This window comes from Streptococcus sp. GMD4S, from assembly GCF_000296955.1.
Genome location: NZ_AJRE01000047.1, coordinates 1 through 18,498, shown reverse-complemented (window position 1 = coordinate 18,498; position 18,498 = coordinate 1). Strand labels below are relative to the sequence as shown.

The following is an 18,498-nucleotide window of genomic DNA, read 5'->3' as shown; positions in this document are numbered from 1 at the left end:
TTTGAAACCCGTGCTACCCTCCTGCAACTACTACGCGAAGCCGAAACCTTTATCCAGGTTAAGGTCGATTTTTACCAAAAATATGGAAACTAAAACGCAAAGAACCTCAGAGAATTCCTCTGAGGTTCTTTTGTTTTGCATTTGGAAGGGAAGTTCTTCCTCTCGTACTATTCTCAATAAAGAAATAGCAACTCCTAGTCGTCCATCACACCACCTGTAAGTTGGTACATGAGGTAAATGTGCTCCAAGACTTTTACCTTATCCATGTGGTCTACATCTTTAAAGCCTCCTAATGCCAAAAGTGGAACGAAACCGAAACACTCATCGTAGGCTAATTGAGCATGTTTGGCAACAGCTTGCCTATATAAATTAAGTTCAAAGTTATCAGTCACATATGAATTATCTAAAAATCGAATGAATAAATCCAGACCCTTACAAATAATATCCATATCCTGAATATTATATTGGACAATTCCCACGTAGGCATTCTTTTCCCAAGTAATAATATCTCCAAATGCCGTCACAAACATTGGAAAAGCAATGTCTCCTCTGAAATAGCTATTTTGGAGAAGCTCTAGATAATCATCTGGATTGATGACTTTTAGATAACCATCTAAAAAGGTTCCCAGACCATCTTCCTGCCAAATTTGTAGCAACTCCGCTGGAACTTGACCCTTATACTTTTCAATCACTTCTTGGGGCATGTCTGACACTTTAATAAAGTTTTCTAGCATGTTTTCCTCCTTTTTCAGTTTATAGACAAAACTATTAGATGCTATTCCCCTCATTCATAGAAAATCTAAAATAGGTTGCTTTCCCTCCCAAATAAGTCGGGTAGCTTTACGAAGCAGAAAAAACTTCCTCATCTTGCTCATTCAGAATCGCTTGAATATCTCCACCATTAACTACTACTAGGTAGTCCACTGGTAGAATCAAAGATTTTATTAGTTTTGGATTCTTTTTCAATATTTCAAAAGCATACATAGCAACAAAATCATCTGTATCTTGATTTTGATAGCCAATAAACCAGCCCGAATCACCTTTTCGATCAGTGTCTTGTCTCTGCAAATAGTAATGTTCGCACTCAAAGACACCTTTGGCCAACACTATTTTCTCATCAAATCTGATTTCAGAAGCTTCAATATTAAGCTCTTTAGCTAGTGTGCTTTGTTCAGACTGAATCCAAAGAGCCAAGGTCAAATCATCAGTAAACTCTTTAAAAGGGGTTGTTTCATAGTTGACTGACACTATCCTAAATTGGTCCATGTTCAATTGAACAAGTTTATATATGTTGAAACCGATTTGTATTAGCAGGCCATCTTGTATTCGTTCCTTCGAGGGCAGTACATTCACAACTTTGAGCCATTCCTCAAAAAGACCTTCAGAGAATGTCCCGTAAAAGATCAAACCATTCTTCTCTACTTTTGTATCAAGCACTTCCGTCATTTTTCAACCTCCTGAAAATTTCATTTTGTAGCTTCGTTCTAGCTTCACGCTCCAAAGCTATCATTTTTTCTCTTATCTCAGCCGGAATATCTCCTAATTTGGAATGCCCCTGCCAATCACTCCAAGTTTTAGACCCTTTGGAACTATTGGTAGGTTTACCTAATCCCATAAAATTATCCTCAAGATTCAAAACCTCTACCTTATCAACATCAGATAGAGGAGCAAATCCATCCATTTCGGTAATTTCTTTCATAGAGACAATATGGTCTGCTTCGAGGGTTTCAACTGGATAACCATAAATTGGATCAAATTTTTCTCCATCAATATTATTGACATGATCGCGTATCTCTTGACTTGGTGTTTTCTTGCGAAGAGAATTATATTCTTCTTTTGAAATTCCTTTAGAAGTACTCGCTACATCATCACTATGCTTAGCCAACTGCTCGCTGGCTTCTTGGCGGAATTCTTTACTTGCTTTCTTGCCGACTTGTTCTGCCGCTTCTTTCATGCCTCGAGCGACATCATCAGATGCATTGTGGACACGGGCACCACTTTTTGTAAAGTTGTCACTAAAGTTTGCTGGCTCTACAAACCTAGTATACCATAAAACCTATAGACCAACGTTTGATAAACCAGAAAAGACCACCATTAAGGTGGTCTTTTCTCCAATTTCGTGCCTTATTTCCAATTACGAAGGTCGCATGTCAACTGGGAGCGAGGTTGGACTCACAACTGATATTGATGAGGTTAAAAATAGGAAAAACTCCCCTCCGACCCCCTAGACGAAGATAAAAAATTTATTACACTACAGAAGGTCTCATAAAATCATAAACATCTATCTGATGTTCTTCAAACAATTCCTCTAACTTCTGTGCTCCCACTTCGGCTCCATGCTTTTCTATAAATTGAAGCTCAGCTTCTGTAATCGGGATAGCTTGTAACCACGTAACATACTCTTCATCAAAATCAAAAGATTCTAAATCCCACAAGAAAGGCTGAGTGAAGAATATATGATTTACTTTCGCATTGGGATAGTAATTTCTAATAATATTTGGATAGACTGCACCTGGAGAGATGCTGTACTCTCCCCTCACAATATTAAAACCACAGTCTGCTATAATATTTGGAAAATATTCCAGCTCCGCATCAGCTGCTCCAATGATTTCAACTCTTAAAGGCTTACCATTTATTCGACGATAAATGGTATATTCTGATAAACCGATTGTTGCTGCAGTTGTTAAATAATCATCCGGACAATTCTCTCCAATGAATAAATCTAATTTGTTATCGTGATTTCTAAATGTATAGGCTTGAGGAACTCCCCCTACAGCCCTTGCAATTTCCTGTGCAATTTTAATTTTATCGTATTTCATTTGATTCTCCTCTTAAAGTTTGCTGGCTCTACAATCCCAGTATACCATAAACCTTATGGACCAGCGTTTGATAAACCACAAAAGACCACCTAAATGGTGGTCTTTTATCAAACAAACTATTTCCCATTATGTTCTCTTTGGAAGGCTTCCATAGCCTTGAACTGTTCTAGTTCTTTTTCATTAGCTGGTTGCTTGCCGAGATATTTATATTCAAACAAGTCCATTCGAGCACTTGGACCATAACCACTTTCCAACCATGGGGCATAATCGAAGTCTACTGATAATTTATTATTTTCATCTAAGTGAATAATACAAATATACCAATCTGCCAAGTCGTTCTCAACAAATACTTTTTTTAATTCTTGCGACTTCTCAAACAATCGATCTGTTTGACTATAAATTTCGAATTTATCTACACCAAAATCTCTAGGAATGTATAAATAATAGTGATATTCATTCTTATATTTAAAATAAAAATAAACTTCTCCACTACATGTTTTGTCCATTTCAATTACAATATACAAATCATCCCACTCTACTGGAATCATATCGTTGGCTTGATGCACGATTTCGATAATTTTTTCATTCATTAGTTCTTCCATTTTATCCTCCGATTTGCTTGGATCTTTTTTTCGTGTTTAGTATTCCTCATCTGCGAATGGAACTGCATCCTTACTGATAGGTCACTATCATAAAAATAAGGAGCAATACAAACAGTGCTATACTGAGCAAGAGGGTTACAATTTTTACCAATCGGTTGTTCTGCCAGTATCCTGGTTTTCCGATATTGCTGGTCGCATCCATGGAAAAGAGTTGGCTTTGGCGAGGTTGGATGAGAACCAGGACAATCAAGGCGACGGCTAGGATTATTCCTATAATCATCAAAACTTCCATCAATTTCACCTCAAGATTCCTAATAATGTAAAGATCAGGGTAAGAAGGATGAGCATGCCGAGTAAAATGGAGAAGGTTTTACTGATCTTTTCTCCTCGGCTAGGCTTTTCTTTCTTAAGCGCTCCTTGCTTTAACTCTTCCATGCGTCCTTCGACATCCTTGTAAAATAAATCTTTTTTAGTCATGTCCTTCCCCTATTATCCTTCCCATCCTCTCTTGGTAAGTAGCCAAGTCCACATAGTTAGTATGGCGACCTTGATGTCCAAGGGCTTGGCCCATCTTGTCAAGACTGCTGAGAGCTTCTTGAATCTTCGCAATCATGTCTCCAACAGTCTGCAAATTAAAGAGGTGTTCTGGAGCTGTGTAAGGTCTGTTATGAGCTGTCTGGTCAAAGGCTAGGATGAGTATATTGTGCTCGAAGGCTTGACGGACAGCATCCAAAAGCTCGTTTCCGTAATTGATGTCTAGATAGAGATCCGACAGCTGGTAGAGTTCTCGAATCTTTTGCGGACTAGCGTTTTGATAGAGAACGACATTGGGATAGGAAAGCAAGGTTAGCAACTTGGACGACATTTCAGTCACTGCCGCGATTCGGAAGGTCACCATTGGCAAGGACTCAATCAGGGTTTCGATATGTTCGATCTGATCTGAGTTGGTAACGATCAAGGCATCTGGTCGAACGAAGTTTTCTCTTTTGAACTGATAATGATAACCTAGATGGACAAACTTGTCATGATAGGCTGGATTGGTCAAGGCCAAGGCCTGTTCATAGGTAGCCTTATCTGGTATGAGGATCTGCTTGGCTCTCAGCCCCTCTTGCTCCAAGAGCAGCTGCATATTCCCAGGAAGGCAATCATCTAGCGGTTCTTGCCAAACCAAGATATCCTGTCCGCTCTTGTCTGGATAATGATATGAGACCAAGAAAGAGGTAGCTAGAGTATTAAAGAGAAGGTGGCGAGTGTCGATTCCCAAGTCTTGCAAAAAGAAGATCGTGAACTCCACTCGATTTTTAAAATGGCGCAGGGCTTGTCCGGGCAAGGTTAGGAGGATATCGCCTGTCACATGATTTTCTAGGACAATTTCCTGTCCCTTTGCATCCTGGTACTTGGTCAGGATAGCCTGCCCATCTGCACTATAGGTGGTCTTGGCAAAGCAGGTTCCGTATCGGTTATAGTGGTCTTCTTGGTAGATACGGCCAGATAGGTCCTTCCAGTCGACTTGCTTGACCAAACGGGCCTGAGGAGCCTCCACATAGTGAATCACGCCCCTCTCCCGAGAATCCTCTAGGATATGCGCCGACTGGTTATTGCCCGCAATCTCCCAAAATTCAGGTACGGCTACTTGATTGAAATAAAGAGCTTTTCCCGACTCGTAACCTAGATAGTAGGTAAAGGGAGAGAGAATCCCATCTGGGAGAAATCCATCTGGTTCGATCACAACTGTGGCATGGGATAGACCAGCAGCTTCTAAACTTTCGTGCAAATCGCGGCTTTCCTGGCCATAACGATCAAATAGTTGAATCATGCAGGACCTCCTCTATCGTTTTCTTCCACTTGTCCCTTACCTTATCTGTTAAAAATTCTCTAGCTAGGTCATAAGATGCTGTTCGCATATCTGGCAAATGATTTTCCTGATAGAGCTGGCAGATCTTTTCCGCAAAGGATCTTTTAATCGCCGTTTCAACATGGTCATCCGAACTTGGGATCAAGTAGCCATTTTGACCATCCTTGATAAAGGTCTGGTTTCCATAAGGCACATCAAAGCCAATCAGGGGCAAGCCTGAACCAACTGCCTCCATCAAGGTCAGACCAAAGCCTTCGCTGGTTGAGGCTGTCAGATAGACCTCATACTGGGGATAGATCTGAGCTAGATCTGCATGCCCTTTGAGCTGGATATAGTTCTCCGCTTGGTGAGCCGTGATGATTTCCCTTAAAAGAGATTCCTCACCCCCACTGCCATAAATGTCAAAGGTGAGCTCTGGGAGGACTTGATGCGCCTGGATAACCGCCTTGACGAGCCAGTCAATGTGTTTTTCCTTGGCCAGACGCGAAGCCGTAATGAGAGAAAAGGGCTTGCGTTCCCTAGCAGGCTCGGTCAGCTGATCTATGCTCCCAACTGGAATCGTGACGATTCGTGGGCGATGCTGGCTGTACTGGGCAAATTGACCTTCGAGAACTTCCTTCTGCCGATCCGTAGACACGATAAAGCAATCGACCTTGTCCGCATTTGTAAACTGATACTCATAGTAGTTGTTCCAGAGGAGATAGTCTTGGTTACTAGCATTTTCACTATAGTGCTCTGCGTGAACGACAACTGCTAGATGGGCCTTTTGTGCTTCTTCAAAAACAGCCTGACCAATCCCTGTTTCCCTGTCCAAGATGACCAAATCAGACTTGCTCAAGTTCAAACGTTGCATAAAATAGCGCATAAGGGCTGGCTTTCCATACAGAATCCGGTCCTTAAATCGATAGACCTCTTCCTGTCCCTCAGTCAACAAGATATCGTAAGCAGTGCTGCCATCTTCATTGAAAAAGCTTCGTTGATAGAGCCTAGCCACTTGGTCTTTGGGCGCGAAATATTCTGTACAGTAGCGCGTGTAGGAAAAATAATCCTTGCGAACCAAGTTCCCCCCAAACACATACTCTGCATGCTGCACCAGATTCTTAGCCGAGTCTACCAAGTAGCAGGTCACAAACTTATCCTCGTCTGAAAAGTAGACACGCAAGACCTTGCCGTCCTGCTCCCTATGACTCTCAAGGCCACCAAAAGAGGCCAAGACCTCATCAACTGTAACACTGGTCGGTGCTAGCCTGATATCTGTAAAATGATTGTAAAGCCAGATTACCTGATCATCCGCAAAGCCGATATTGGCCGTTAAATGCTGGATATTGTCTGCTAGAATTAAGTCTGTAAAGATAAACTTAGATGCTAGGTCTAAACTTCTAAAAATCCCTGCTCGGTAGGCCTGGGCATACTCGACACCACTACTCGCCCAACCGATTCCTAGATTTATATTGTAAATTGTCATATGATCCTCTTTTTATGGAAAATGGGTGAGAATCTCACCTTTGGGCGTTACTTCCACAATCCCCATGAGAAGATTGCGTACCATATCTGTACGAATTTGTTGCTTCATGGTTTCAAAGCCTGCATAGGCCTCCTGATAGTACTCCACGATAGGGTTCTTTTGAGAAGCAGACTGGCTCCCGATTGCTAGACTGAGCTGTTGGAGATAGTCGACTTGCTCAACCCAGTTGTCATCAATAGCCTTGAGCATGGATATTCTCAGAAAAGAGTCATAGAGCTGGTGAGGTTGGAGGACTTCCTTTTTAGCTGCAATTTCCTTGGCTATTATTTTCTCTAGTAACTCCCGAATCTGATCTGCATCAGCTAAATCCAAATCAGCTGGTAATTCTCTCATCCCAAAGCTAATATTGGTCACGATGAAGTGAAAGAGCTCTTGGGGGCTACTATAGGCTTTTTCTGAGATTTGTTTGGTATAGTCTGCCAATATATCCTCAAGGATATGCTCTAAATCACGGCTCCCATCCAGCAAACGATCTCTTTCTTTGTAGACCATTTGGCGCTGGATATTGACACTTTCCGCATACTCTAAGGTTTGTCTGCGCGCTGAGCGACTGGCACTATCACTAGCCTCTTGGGCTTTTCTGACGAGGTTGCGGTACTTGCGATCCTTAAGTAGGATGGGTTTGCTAATATCTTCCACTTGGTAGTCTTGATACAGGTCGTGAACCCAAGACGGCCCGAACTTTTTGATCACATCATCTTCAAGCGACACGAAAAATTGAGACATTCCTGGATCACCCTGGCGGCCAGAACGACCTCTGATTTGCAGGTCAATCCGTCGGCTCTCCATCCGCTCGGTACCAATCACAATCAGACCACCCAATTCTGCGACTCCTGGACCGAGTTTGATATCTGTCCCTCGACCTGCCATAGAAGTCGCAACGGTTACTGTCCCTATCTGTCCAGACTCTGCGATGATCTGGGCTTCACGCGCTGCATGATTGGCATTGAGGACATTGTGAGAAATCCCCTCTCGCAAGAGCAAGGACGAGTATAGCTGGGACATTTCAACAGATCCGACAAAGATAAGGAGTGGATTGCCTTTGGCGTGATAGGTCTTGATTGCTTCCAGAGAGGCATACACTTTCTCAGGGAGGGTCACATAGAGATTGTCCGGATGGTCCATTCGCCTAAGTGGGCGATTGGTCGGGATGCGAATGACGGCCATGTTGTAGGTTTCGAAAAATTCTTTCTCTGCCACCTTTCCCGTTCCTGTCATACCTGAGATTTTACGAAACATTTTAAAGAGACTCTGGTAGGTGATCGAAGCCATGGCTCTGGTTTCAGGAGAAAGCTTCACATGTTCCTTGGCTTCGATGGCTTGATGGAGACCGCCTTGAAGCTTGGTCATTTCCATCAAACGCCCTGTTCCCTTGTCTAACAAGACCATTTCTTGCCCTCGAACCAGATAGTCCTTGTCCTTAGTAAAGAGCGTATGGGCTCTAAGAGCATAGACCAGATGCCGAACATAACTAGCATACTCTTCCTTATAGAGATGATCGATTCCTAGGAAACCTTCGACCGTCTGGGCACCTTTTCGGGTCAACCAAACCTGGTCTTTTTCTTCCTTGTAGATGTAGTCTTCTCCCTCAACCAAGGTCGTCACTAGGGTATCAATCATCCTATAATAGTTAGACTGGACGCGGGGAGAACCTGCGATAATCAAGGGAGTTTGGGCACTATCGAGTAGAATGTCATCGATCTCATCAATGATGACATAGTTAAAGGGAGGCAGGAATTTCCCCTCACGAGTGGAGGCAAGATTGTCATTGAGATAGTCAAATCCCAGGACACTATTGGTCGTGTAGACGATGTCCGAGGTGTAGATCTTTCTTCTCTCTTCCGCAGTCAAGTCCTCTTTTGGGTCCTCTGAAAAGGGAAGACCGACAGTTAGACCTAAAAATTGGTAGACTGGGCCCATTTCGCTTGCATCCCGTCTAGCCAGATAGTCATTGGTCGTGACCAGCATGCTGCCTTTTCCCGTTAGGGCATTGAGGTAGAGGGGCATGGTGGCAGTCAAGGTCTTGCCTTCACCCGTATTCATCTCTGCCACATTTCCTTGATGGATCACAATGGCACCCATGACTTGCACATCATAGGGAAAGAGACCCAAGACACGTTTATCGGCCTCACGAACAAGGGCATAGGCTTCTACCAATAGCTCATCCAAGGTTTCTCCCTGGGCAAGACGCTGGCGAAACTCCTCTGTCTTTGCAGCCATTTCCTCATCACTGAGGGCAGCCATCTCTTCTTTGAGAGCGTTGATTTGGCTTAAAAGCTTCTTGACCTTTCTCAGTTGTCTTTCCTGATACAAACGATTAAACACCAGCATCCTCCTCAATAGAAAACGAAACAAAGTCAAGAGCCTCAAAACCTGCACTAATCAAGGAAAGGCGGTAGGTGTAGGCCGCTTCAGGATAGGTGAAGCTAAAGGAAAATTGTCTTTCAATCTTCTCCTCGATGATTACCTCATAACGGTTTAAAAAAGTCAGTTTGAGATAGAGACCATTGGCTGGTTGAACCTGCATCTTCATAGAGAGACGGTAGGTGTGATTTTTCTTAAGAAGAGGGAGGCTGGGCTGACTTCTAGTAGCCTGGTAATTGACACTAGAAAACCAGGTTTTAAGGGTTTCACCTGAAGCCAGCAAAGGATTTTTCAGGGTAACATGACCGTCTGCATGATAGGTGATCTGGCTACCATAAAGATAAGTGGCTCCCATCTCACCCCACCTAATATCCTCTCTCTTGATGATAATCATGTCTCACCTCTTCCGTATTCTTCTAGTATCATCTTGTAAAAATGAATAAACCAGGCAACGTTTGTTCCTGTATCATCATTGTGTCGACCTGCGGTTCCTTTGGACAAAATCTTGGCTCCTGTCTGACAAAGTGTCTCCACTAGCTGGTCATAGGCACTACTATCCATATCCTCGTCCTTCATGTAAGAAAGGCCGAAGGTCGTCTGGGAAAAATCAGCTTGTTTAAATCGGGTCCAAAAACGTTGATCCAAGTCCTTCATGTCTTTCTGGCTCACTCCTCCTGTCTGAAGGTGCAAGACATCAAAGCTAGTCGGAAAGACTCCTGGCGCCTCTAGTCGGCCCCGCTGTGCGATGGTTCCTAGATTGGTCAAGGGTTTTCCGACTACGATTCCCTTGGGTTCAAAGTAGGCTCCATAGTAGAGGGCAGGGAAGGTTCCCATTGACAGCCCAGATAGGATCAAGTCACTTCTATCCAAGCCTAGATAGTCTAGATAGTGTTGGATGGTTGCTTGAATTTTATCTTCTAATTCCTCAGTTCCTAGGTAAAAGGCTCCTCCTTCTAATCGAGGGTCCGAAAAGAGGAGAAAGGGGCATCTGAGCTTCTTCATCATCCAGTAACCCTCAAAACCTTCCGCCGGACGGTAACCTGAGAAATAGACTGCTAGAGGTGGCTTGAAATCCCCTGGGTGAAAGAAATAGTTGATTTCCTCACGTTTTTTGTCATGCAGGATATTGCCACCGAGAACAAACTTTCCAAACTGTTTCCGGCTCCAGCGTTGGTGGAGATTGCCGATGTTGACCTTTCCCAGACCACGCGCTTCAAGAGAAATGCTCAGATAAGCGTCATAGTCTTGCTCCACAATGATTGCTGAGGCAAAGTCTGCTTCCTCAAGGAGAATGTCCTGTCTAATCTCTGAAACGGATCCTGCTGGGATTTTTCGCAATCGCAGGCGCAATTCCACTAGTCCACTCTTTTCATATTCGAGCCAGAGTTCGATTGGCGAATGGGCTTGGACAGACTGATTATAGGCCCAAGAAGCTAGCTGGGTATAGGTCTTGCCAAAGTCTCCTTCCAGCTCCAGATGCTCAAATCCCTGATAGGAGACAGAGCCTTGGAAACTCGGGTGAATCCTTATCGTAGCTGGGCTCAGCTTGTCTCCATAACCACCTTCAAAGAGGGAGGTAGAGAGGTCTCGAACAAAGCCCTGGCGGTCTGACAGGTCCATCGCTTGCATGCAGTGCTGTTTGATGAGGTTCTGAATGTTTTTATCCTGACTTGCAAACTGTTCTGGATAGAAAACCGTATAGGGTTCCAAGCTAGATGCAAAAGGCAACAAATCTACTAGATAAGCCCCATCCGTGAGAATGACAGCATGAAAGTGATCTAGATCATTCTCATCCATGATTTTCTGGATGGCAGACGGTGTGTTGGGAGGAACATGATACCAGTCTAGTTGGGCTGGTAGGGCAAGTGTCTCTCGCCAATCTTCTGGACCGATTTGCAAGATCTTATACTTCTTTTCCATGAGTCACCTCCTCCAACCACTTTTCTAGCTTGATCAGGAATTGCTCCCCAGTGTGTTCCTTTATCTTTTCGATGGAATGGATCAAAGCATCATTCCACACCTGCAGGCTATCGAGATAGTAATGGGCAGCTTGCGCAAAATCAGCTATATTTTCCAACAGATAGCCATTCTTCTGATGGCTGACATACTCTGTTTTGACCCTATTGATTTGAGGGATACCAGCACTAATCCCCGCGATTTGGGTATAAAGAAGAGGTTGCCTGTTCAGATCGACAATCAAACGAACAAATTCCAGCTGCTTGATTAACTCCGATTCATCCTTCATATTGACAAACGAATAGCGCTTGCTCTGATGGCGATTGTCCTCAAGCGGATTTTCAGCTCCTTGGTAATCAACTTCCTTCTCCAGTTCCTGGTCTTGAAACTGCTCTGAGACCATCTCAGCAACTCGTGTTTCCAGCTGCTTCATTTCTTCTTGACTAGCAGCAAAGGTTCCAAAGACCAGCTCCGTATCTTTGTTTTCAGAAAGGAAATGCAAGACCTGATAGAGCGCTTGGTCCTCTATCCCATGCTCAAAGTCCAGTTGATAGTAGAGGATTGACTCCTTCCGAGTCTGACTCTTTCCCAGCTCCAAGCGGGTATCAAAAGGTGATAAATGACGAAACTTCATTGCTTGTTCTGAAAAGGCAGACTGAGCCAAGTGCAAGGTGTCCTCTCTGTCGACCAGAACAAGGTCCACCTTATCAAGCAGACCTGCCAACTGAGGTAGTTGTTCTTGAGGATTTCGTCCGATAAAAAGGCTGAGAACCTTGGTGGTTTGGTGAGGCAATCGTTCTAAAAGGAAAGCATTGTGCTGGTCACATGCAGGCAGAAAATAGGTCGCTCCTTCCTCAGGGAGTTGAGCTATTTTCTTCTCAAAAAACTCCGCAATCAATTCTCCCATATCTTGGTAAGCCTCTTTTTGGAAGCGAAAAGCAAAGATAGGATTGACCTCGATACGACCCCCATCTTGCAAGTACTCTCTGAACTGCCACAGTCCCTTGGGATTGAGGTAGTCTTGGTAGAGAGCCTGACCCTCTTCATAGTAAATCACACTGGAAACCAGCCCCCGATCATCCATCAGGTAGTTGGCAGACAAGAGCCCATCTTCCTTGAAATACTGAATCGTACTGATAAAACCTTCAATCCCATGCTCCACCTGAGCATAGGGCTTTCCATTTCTCAAAACTAAAATGGTAAAGGGACTGTAAACAAACTCGCAGTCCTCTTCCCACTCAATATCTCTGAGCTGCAAGACCTGCGGTCGAATCTCATGAAAATCCTGCAATTCATCAAATAAGGAATAAACTTGTGCTTCTAAAATACCTTGGCGATGGAGAAAATAGCGAAGATGAGGCTGATAGGACAAAAGGAGGACATGGGCAGGGATCCCTTGGCGTTGCGTCAAGCGAATCTGATTGAAGGTGTCATCAAATTCTAGCTTAAAATGAGAAAGATACCAAGGTATCAAATCGGCATGCCAGGGACGCTCCTTGCCATACCAAGCTGGGATAAAGTAATACATCAAAACCTCCTAGAATAGTGGCTGATACCTTTCATTTAGTCTGAGCGCCTGCAATTCATCATGAATCGTAAAGAGCATACCACTCAAAATTAAAAAGAGTCCAGGAATCATGCTGACTTTTAACAAACTCTCATCCTTCAAGACAAACAAGATTGGAAGTCCAGCCAAGGTAACGTTAAAGACTGCACCTATCAGAGCAAATCGCAGAACCAAGCGATTAATAAAGCGACTGGTATCCTCGCCCGGATAGACTCCGTAGATGTAATCTCCTGATTGCTTCATCCGATCTGCGATCTGTTGACCACTCACATTGACAAAGGCAAAGGCAATGCTAAAGACAAAGAGGATAAGGATATAAGCATAGATCCACAAGGGTTTCCCCATCGCATACTGCTCCAGTAGGGCAGGGTAGAGCGGATTGCCCTTATCCAGATGTTGAAGCAAGAGCAAGAGATAAGAAGGCAAGCCCATGAGACTCATCACATACATATAAGGCATGCCACCTGCAGGATTGAGCATGATTTCCAGATAAGAATAGCGTTTAAAGCGAGAATGGAGCCCGATTTTATTGATAGGGATGCGGTATCGCGCTCGGTAAAAGAGAACAACTAGATAGGTAAAGAGGACACCAAGCACTACCAATAGGAAAAGCAGCCAAGGAGAGATCTTATGAACTTGGACCGATTGGATGATGTCCTGAGGGAGTGAAGCCACCATACTCGCCAATAAAATGACGATTGGGCCTCCAACTCCGATAGACGCATTGATGTCAGACAGCCAAACTAAGAAGAAGGTCCCCGCAACCAAAAGGCTGGTATTGAGGAGAAAGACCAAGAAGGGATTGTAGGGAGCTTGGACAGGAAGGTTTGTAGTCAAGGCCAAGGCCTGAATCAAGGCAATCCCTAACGTCAAGTACATTTTCCGTCTATCCCGGACTTCTGAAGACACCGAGTTTAAGCCCAGTTTCTTTGAAAAGGAAAACATCTGCCACAAGATCATGGCTGACATCCAAGGTGAAAGCCCGATGGAAAAGAGAGAGAGGCTGCGAAGATTTCCACCAGTCAGAGCTACTGAAAAGTCCAAATAGGCTGCGCTTCCTCCGAGAAAATCCCGACTATTGAGGTTAACAAAAGGAAGAGCCAGACGACTCCCGAGCACATAAATAAAGAGCAAAAACAGGGTGTGCATCCCTTTTTTTACTGCTATCGATGAACGAAATTCTTTCACTGGCTCCTCCTTTTCATTTTATCTTTCTGTCCTGTCACACTGGAACAATCTTGTCCTTCCATCTTAGAATTTTCAAATCTCTATCTCAGTTTTCGTGAGCTTTCTCGTCCAGATAAGCTGTCAGAGCTGCTACCATTTCTTCCGGTCTTTCTGCTGAGAAAATACCCGCATAGGCACTTTCAGGTAGTTCTCGCGACTGGGTATTGTCAAAAGTCAAGATCGGTTTCTCAAAGCGTGAAACATAGTCATAAACAACACTCAACTTGTCATCGTGGTTAATATCGAGGTAGACATCTGTCTGCTGGATCAGTTTCTCGACCAAGAGGGGGAAGGTGTTGGGATAGAGGGTCACATTTTCAAAACGTGACAAGAGCATGAGTTCAGGTGCCATCGTCGTATAGGCTGCGATGTAGAAATGCACCTCTGGCAAGGCTTGAACCAGATAGTCGATTTTCTCAAGATGCCAAGAATTGGTCAAATTAACACAAGTCATAATTGGCTGATAGACTGTGACTGGATAGTCAATTCCGGCCTGACGCCATTTTTCAGTAATAGCAGACCACTCCATCAGATGATAGTGCCACCAAACCTCACGCAAACGCCCAACCGAATGAGTATTCCAAGGTTTGTCCTGAGAGAGGAAATGCAAGATGGCTGGCAGAGGCTCCAAAGGAATCTGGAAGATAAATTCATGTCCATGTGAGGCAGCCCCACTGTCAAAGCCAATCTGAAAATTATAGTTCTGTCCCAGAGGAGCATAGCTGTCATGAAAGAGCATATTGAGGATGGACTGGTCTCCTTCACTCACATGTTGGTGTTCCCGCTCCGTCAACTCAACTAGCTCTTGTCTCACGGCTTCTGCCCGCCATTTTTTGTTATGGATCAAGAGTACACCTGCATTAAAGCCAACCCCAACTCCAAAACAAGATGGTGCAGCAGCAAGGTAGTTTTCGCCTAAGTCCATTTCAAAGAGAGCCGTCAAATCAGCCGTCACAACCAAATCACTATCCAAGTAAAGAACCTTGTCCTCTTCGACAAAATCAGGGATAAAGTAACGGGCAAAGGTCATGTGATTGATATGGGGCAGTTTATTGCTCCAGTTCATCTGAAATTGGGCGCCAAGCATCTTGACATCCACTAACTCACCGCCCATTTGCTCTACTATCGGCCTGAGAGCGCGGAACCATTCTTGGGGAATATCCTGATTAAAGATATAGACCTTGACATGGCTATTATGATAGCAGAGAGACTTGAGCGCTGTTTCAATCTGACGAATATAGGCATAATCTCCTGCGAGAACAATTGTTTTTTTCATTTAGTTTCCTTCAGTTTACAACGACTGCTTCTGTGATTCCAAAAGCGTGCGGATAGACTCGATCATTTGATCTACGGCTGCTGGTGAGTAGACATGACTGCAACCACTCAAGTCATGACTAGTGGTCTCAAAAGCAAATATAGGGATTTCTCTTTGCTGCACCTCTTGGATAATGTTTGCAATTTCATCCTCATGATTGATATCTAAGTAAAAGTCAATCTTTTCCAAGACTTTTTTGACATTCATGGGATTAAAGTAAGGATAGAGGCGTACATTCAGATGCGATTGCAAGTTCATGATTTCCGGCGCAAAATTGGTATGAGCTAGGATAGAGAACTCAACATCTGGCAGTTCTTGGATCAGGTGTTCGATTTGCTCTATGTGACACGTATTGGTAAAAATAGCGGTCGCATACTGGGGAGCTTGAACTAAAGATGCCAATCCTTTATGGAAATCACATTTTTTCATGACGATATCAGACCACTCTAGTCCGTAGTAAAACCACCAGTCCTCCCTAAAACGATTGAGGTTGATTTGGTACCAAGGCTTGTCCCCAGTATAATGGATAATCTTGGCTGTCTTTTCAGTAGCAAGAGAATCCCTATACCAAGAATCCATCTGGTAATTTCGAGCCACTGTATCCATACCAACCATAAAATTATAGGTAGCTTGCAGCGATTTCCAACGACTTTCAAAGAGGTGATTTAACACGCCCTGATCGCCAAAAACTTGGTCATGCAGTTGGTCTGTCAAACTCAACAAGTGCTCCGTCACCTTTTCTTGACGCCAGAGAGCCACATTAATCAGCAAGACACCTGCATTAAAAGTGCTAGGAACTAGCGCATCTGCGACAGCAGCTACTGGCCAGTCTGCCATATCTTCTAAAAAGAGTTGATCTAGGTTTGATCTAACGATAATATCCGAATCCAGGTACAAGGCTAGATCTTCGCTAACAAACTGAGGAATAAAATAACGAAAGAAAGTTGCATAACTTAGGTGGGCTAGTGGCAAACTATACTCTTTCAAACCTTGATGACTAATCTTGACATTGACGATTTTTGAGGCTAGTGGCTCTAGACGTCTCTCCATGAGCTGAAACCATTCTGATGGCAAATCATCATTGAAAACATAAAAAGTCACTGCTCGGTTATGGGCGCAGATTGACTTGATTGTTGTCTCAATTTTGTCCATATAAGCATTATCACCACCGAGTACAATGGCTTTTTGAAGCTCTTTTTTCATTTCGTCCCCTTTTCTTTTCACATTCTTTTGGCTACTTTTCTACTACTATAGTTCTGATTTTTTCGATGATTCTCTCACCTTCCTATTATACCTTTTCCCCTAGTTTATTTCAAACTCAAAAGAGGATTTTCCCATTCTCACATATAGAAAAAACCTTTGAAAAATCATGTTTTCAAAGGTTTTCCATTTCACTATTTATTCATTGATTTTTATATCTTATCAATGACTTTCTTGATCGTCGTTCTGATCCTTCTTGGCAAGAAGACCGATACCTGTCACAGCTGCCAATGCTCCCAACAAAGCAGATGCTACCGAAGTCGACGCTCCTGTATTTGGCAAGACTTGTTTTGGCTTGCTTGAAGCGGATTGACCTTGGCTTGCAATGTTTGCCATTGAGAGAGAAGTGCTTGTTGAAGTAGATGCCAGAGCACTTGCTGACGCAGATCTACTAATAGAATCTGAAGTCGAGAGACTAGCGCTAATCGACGTTGACTCGCTCACTGACATACTTGCTGAAATCGAAGCACTTTCTAGAATCGATTCACTGGCGAACATGCTAGCTGAGAGTGATGCGCTCGTTGAAGTAGATTCGCTCACTGATGTACTTGCTGAGATCGAGGCACTTTCCAATGCTAATTCGTCTGCTAGCATACTTGCAGAAGTTGAAGTACTTGTTGAAGCGGATTGACTAGCGCTGGCTGACGCAGATTCACTGGCGCTCAATGAGGCTGACTGGCTGGTGCTCGCTGAAGCTGACTCACTTGCGCTCGCTGACACTGATTGGCTGGCACTCAATGAAGCGGACTGACTCGAACTTGCTGAAGCCGATTGACTCGAGCTTACAGACGCTGACTCACTCGCACTCACTGAAGCAGATTGACCAGCGCTTACTGAAGCAGATTCACTGGCGCTCACTGATACTGATTGACTCGAACTTGCTGAAGCGGACTGACTCGAGCTTACAGATGCAGATTCGCTTGAACTTACTGAAGCGGATTCGCTGGAGCTTACTGATGCTGACTGGCTGGAGCTTACAGACGCAGATTGACTCGAGCTTACAGACGCTGATTGGCTAGAACTTACTGAAGCGGACTGACTAGCACTTACCGATGCTGACTGGCTGGAGCTTACTGAAGCCAATTCGCTCGCGCTCGCTGACGCGGATTCACTTGAACTTACTGAGGCAGATTGACTCGAACTTGCTGAAGCCGATTCGCTCGCGCTCGCTGACGCGGATTGACTCGAGCTTACAGATGCAGATTCGCTTGAACTTACTGAGGCAGATTGACTAGCACTTACCGATGCTGACTCACTCGAACTTACCGATGCTGACTGGCTGGAGCTTACAGACGCTGACTCACTCGCACTTACTGAAGCGGATTGACTAGCGCTTACGGAAGCAGATTCACTTGCGCTCACTGACGCGGATTCACTTGAGCTTACAGACGCGGATTGACTAGCGCTTACGGAAGCAGATTGACTAGAGCTTACTGAGGCAGACTGGCTGGCACTTGCTGAAGCAGACTGACTAGCACTTACTGATGCGGATTGACTTGAGCTCACCGATACAGATTGGCTCGAACTTGCAGATGCTGATTGGCTAGCACTCACTGAAGCCGATTGACTTGAACTTGCCGATACAAACTCACTTGTGCTGACTGAAGCTGACTGACTTGAGCTTACGGACGCTGACTGGCTAGCACTTGCCGATGCTGATTGGCTCGAACTTGCTGAAGCCGATTGGCTGGCGCTGGCTGAGGCGGATTCACTTGAGCTCACTGAGGTTGATTGACTCGAGCTTGCAGATGCAGACTGGCCAGCGCTCGCTGAGGCTGACTGACTCGAACTTACCGAAGCTGACTGGCTAGCGCTCACTGACTCAGACTGGCTAGCACTTGCCGATGCTGATTGGCTGGAGCTTGCAGATGCAGACTGACTGGCACTCACTGAGACAGACTGACTTGCGCTCACTGAGGCTGATTGACTTGCGCTCGCTGAAGCGGATTGGCTCGAACTTGCCGACGCAGATTGGCTCGAGCTTACTGAAGCGGATTGGCTAGCACTC

General features: G+C 44.4%; 17 protein-coding genes and 1 pseudogene. 1 reads left to right on the top strand and 17 read right to left on the bottom strand.

Translation table 11 applies throughout. The annotated features are described in order from the left end of the window. Nucleotides 1-93 (top strand): annotated as a pseudogene (locus GMD4S_RS13285) (aromatic acid exporter family protein); the annotation flags it as partial. A gap of 101 nt (nt 94-194) precedes the next feature. Here GMD4S_RS13285 and GMD4S_RS04860 read toward each other — a convergent pair. The 17 genes from GMD4S_RS04860 to GMD4S_RS12640 all read right to left on the bottom strand — a co-directional run. Next, nucleotides 195-734, bottom strand: a complete 540-nt coding sequence (locus tag GMD4S_RS04860; protein ID WP_000892206.1) for a T6SS immunity protein Tdi1 domain-containing protein — start codon at nt 732-734, stop codon at nt 195-197. Between the two features lie 106 nt (nt 735-840). Further along, the gene (locus GMD4S_RS04855; RefSeq protein WP_000141226.1) at nt 841-1,446 is read right to left on the bottom strand and encodes an immunity protein Imm33 domain-containing protein; all 606 of its coding nucleotides are present in this window, start codon (nt 1,444-1,446) and stop codon (nt 841-843) included. Further along, the gene (locus GMD4S_RS04850) at nt 1,430-1,954 is read right to left on the bottom strand and encodes a hypothetical protein (RefSeq protein WP_000656481.1); all 525 of its coding nucleotides are present in this window, start codon (nt 1,952-1,954) and stop codon (nt 1,430-1,432) included. Before GMD4S_RS04850 ends, GMD4S_RS04855 begins: the two co-directional genes overlap by 17 nt. Before the next feature lie 292 nt (nt 1,955-2,246). Then, a complete protein-coding gene (locus GMD4S_RS12865; protein WP_000872725.1) occupies nt 2,247-2,819 on the bottom strand; it encodes a suppressor of fused domain protein in 573 nt (190 codons plus the stop codon). A 116-nt stretch (nt 2,820-2,935) separates the two neighbouring features. After that, on the bottom strand, nt 2,936-3,421 hold the full coding sequence (locus tag GMD4S_RS04840; protein ID WP_000391898.1) for an immunity protein YezG family protein: 486 nt from the start codon (nt 3,419-3,421) through the stop codon (nt 2,936-2,938). Nucleotides 3,422-3,491: 70 nt separating this feature from the next. After that, complete coding sequence (asp5, locus tag GMD4S_RS04835; protein ID WP_000453436.1) at nt 3,492-3,713, bottom strand: accessory Sec system protein Asp5; 222 nt, start codon at nt 3,711-3,713, stop codon at nt 3,492-3,494. A 5-nt stretch (nt 3,714-3,718) separates the two neighbouring features. Continuing rightward, nucleotides 3,719-3,898, bottom strand: a complete 180-nt coding sequence (asp4, locus tag GMD4S_RS04830) for an accessory Sec system protein Asp4 (RefSeq protein ID WP_000161924.1) — start codon at nt 3,896-3,898, stop codon at nt 3,719-3,721. Then, nucleotides 3,891-5,237 carry an accessory Sec system glycosylation chaperone GtfB gene (gtfB, locus tag GMD4S_RS04825; protein ID WP_000615317.1) on the bottom strand — a complete coding sequence of 449 codons (1,347 nt, stop codon included), beginning with the start codon at nt 5,235-5,237 and terminating at the stop codon, nt 3,891-3,893. The genes asp4 and gtfB overlap by 8 nt, the downstream gene beginning before the upstream one ends. Beyond that, the gene (gene gtfA, locus GMD4S_RS04820; protein ID WP_000158443.1) at nt 5,221-6,741 is read right to left on the bottom strand and encodes an accessory Sec system glycosyltransferase GtfA; all 1,521 of its coding nucleotides are present in this window, start codon (nt 6,739-6,741) and stop codon (nt 5,221-5,223) included. Before gtfA ends, gtfB begins: the two co-directional genes overlap by 17 nt. Before the next feature lie 12 nt (nt 6,742-6,753). Next, on the bottom strand, nt 6,754-9,126 hold the full coding sequence (gene secA2 / locus GMD4S_RS04815; RefSeq protein ID WP_000483303.1) for an accessory Sec system translocase SecA2: 2,373 nt from the start codon (nt 9,124-9,126) through the stop codon (nt 6,754-6,756). Next, entirely contained in the window at nt 9,119-9,559 is a 441-nt protein-coding gene (gene asp3, locus GMD4S_RS04810) for an accessory Sec system protein Asp3 (RefSeq protein WP_000583890.1), read from the bottom strand. Before asp3 ends, secA2 begins: the two co-directional genes overlap by 8 nt. Next, nucleotides 9,556-11,085 carry an accessory Sec system protein Asp2 gene (gene asp2 / locus GMD4S_RS04805; RefSeq protein WP_000412877.1) on the bottom strand — a complete coding sequence of 510 codons (1,530 nt, stop codon included), beginning with the start codon at nt 11,083-11,085 and terminating at the stop codon, nt 9,556-9,558. The genes asp3 and asp2 overlap by 4 nt, the downstream gene beginning before the upstream one ends. Continuing rightward, nucleotides 11,069-12,649 carry an accessory Sec system protein Asp1 gene (gene asp1 / locus GMD4S_RS04800; protein ID WP_000291138.1) on the bottom strand — a complete coding sequence of 527 codons (1,581 nt, stop codon included), beginning with the start codon at nt 12,647-12,649 and terminating at the stop codon, nt 11,069-11,071. The genes asp2 and asp1 overlap by 17 nt, the downstream gene beginning before the upstream one ends. A 9-nt stretch (nt 12,650-12,658) precedes the next feature. Beyond that, complete coding sequence (secY2, locus tag GMD4S_RS04795; protein WP_000657780.1) at nt 12,659-13,876, bottom strand: accessory Sec system protein translocase subunit SecY2; 1,218 nt, start codon at nt 13,874-13,876, stop codon at nt 12,659-12,661. A gap of 85 nt (nt 13,877-13,961) precedes the next feature. After that, a complete protein-coding gene (locus GMD4S_RS04790; protein ID WP_000751401.1) occupies nt 13,962-15,191 on the bottom strand; it encodes a glycosyltransferase in 1,230 nt (409 codons plus the stop codon). A gap of 15 nt (nt 15,192-15,206) precedes the next feature. Continuing rightward, nucleotides 15,207-16,433: a glycosyltransferase gene (locus GMD4S_RS04785; RefSeq protein WP_000711916.1), complete on the bottom strand. Its 1,227-nt coding sequence runs from the start codon at nt 16,431-16,433 to the stop codon at nt 15,207-15,209. 219 nt (nt 16,434-16,652) lie between these two features. Further along, nucleotides 16,653-18,498 (bottom strand): LPXTG cell wall anchor domain-containing protein (locus GMD4S_RS12640; protein ID WP_000309385.1); only part of this gene is annotated, 1,846 nt, incomplete at its 5' end.

Coding starts and splice junctions, on each gene's coding strand:
- GMD4S_RS04860 (WP_000892206.1), bottom strand. CDS start 734: ATGCTAGAAAACTTTATTAAAGTGTCAGACATGCCCCAAGAAGTGATT.
- GMD4S_RS04855 (WP_000141226.1), bottom strand. CDS start 1,446: ATGACGGAAGTGCTTGATACAAAAGTAGAGAAGAATGGTTTGATCTTT.
- GMD4S_RS04850 (WP_000656481.1), bottom strand. CDS start 1,954: ATGAAAGAAGCGGCAGAACAAGTCGGCAAGAAAGCAAGTAAAGAATTC.
- GMD4S_RS12865 (WP_000872725.1), bottom strand. CDS start 2,819: ATGAAATACGATAAAATTAAAATTGCACAGGAAATTGCAAGGGCTGTA.
- GMD4S_RS04840 (WP_000391898.1), bottom strand. CDS start 3,421: ATGGAAGAACTAATGAATGAAAAAATTATCGAAATCGTGCATCAAGCC.
- asp5 (WP_000453436.1), bottom strand. CDS start 3,713: ATGGAAGTTTTGATGATTATAGGAATAATCCTAGCCGTCGCCTTGATT.
- asp4 (WP_000161924.1), bottom strand. CDS start 3,898: ATGACTAAAAAAGATTTATTTTACAAGGATGTCGAAGGACGCATGGAA.
- gtfB (WP_000615317.1), bottom strand. CDS start 5,237: ATGATTCAACTATTTGATCGTTATGGCCAGGAAAGCCGCGATTTGCAC.
- gtfA (WP_000158443.1), bottom strand. CDS start 6,741: ATGACAATTTACAATATAAATCTAGGAATCGGTTGGGCGAGTAGTGGT.
- asp3 (WP_000583890.1), bottom strand. CDS start 9,559: ATGATTATCATCAAGAGAGAGGATATTAGGTGGGGTGAGATGGGAGCC.
- asp2 (WP_000412877.1), bottom strand. CDS start 11,085: ATGGAAAAGAAGTATAAGATCTTGCAAATCGGTCCAGAAGATTGGCGA.
- asp1 (WP_000291138.1), bottom strand. CDS start 12,649: ATGTATTACTTTATCCCAGCTTGGTATGGCAAGGAGCGTCCCTGGCAT.
- GMD4S_RS04790 (WP_000751401.1), bottom strand. CDS start 15,191: ATGAAAAAAACAATTGTTCTCGCAGGAGATTATGCCTATATTCGTCAG.
- GMD4S_RS04785 (WP_000711916.1), bottom strand. CDS start 16,433: ATGAAAAAAGAGCTTCAAAAAGCCATTGTACTCGGTGGTGATAATGCT.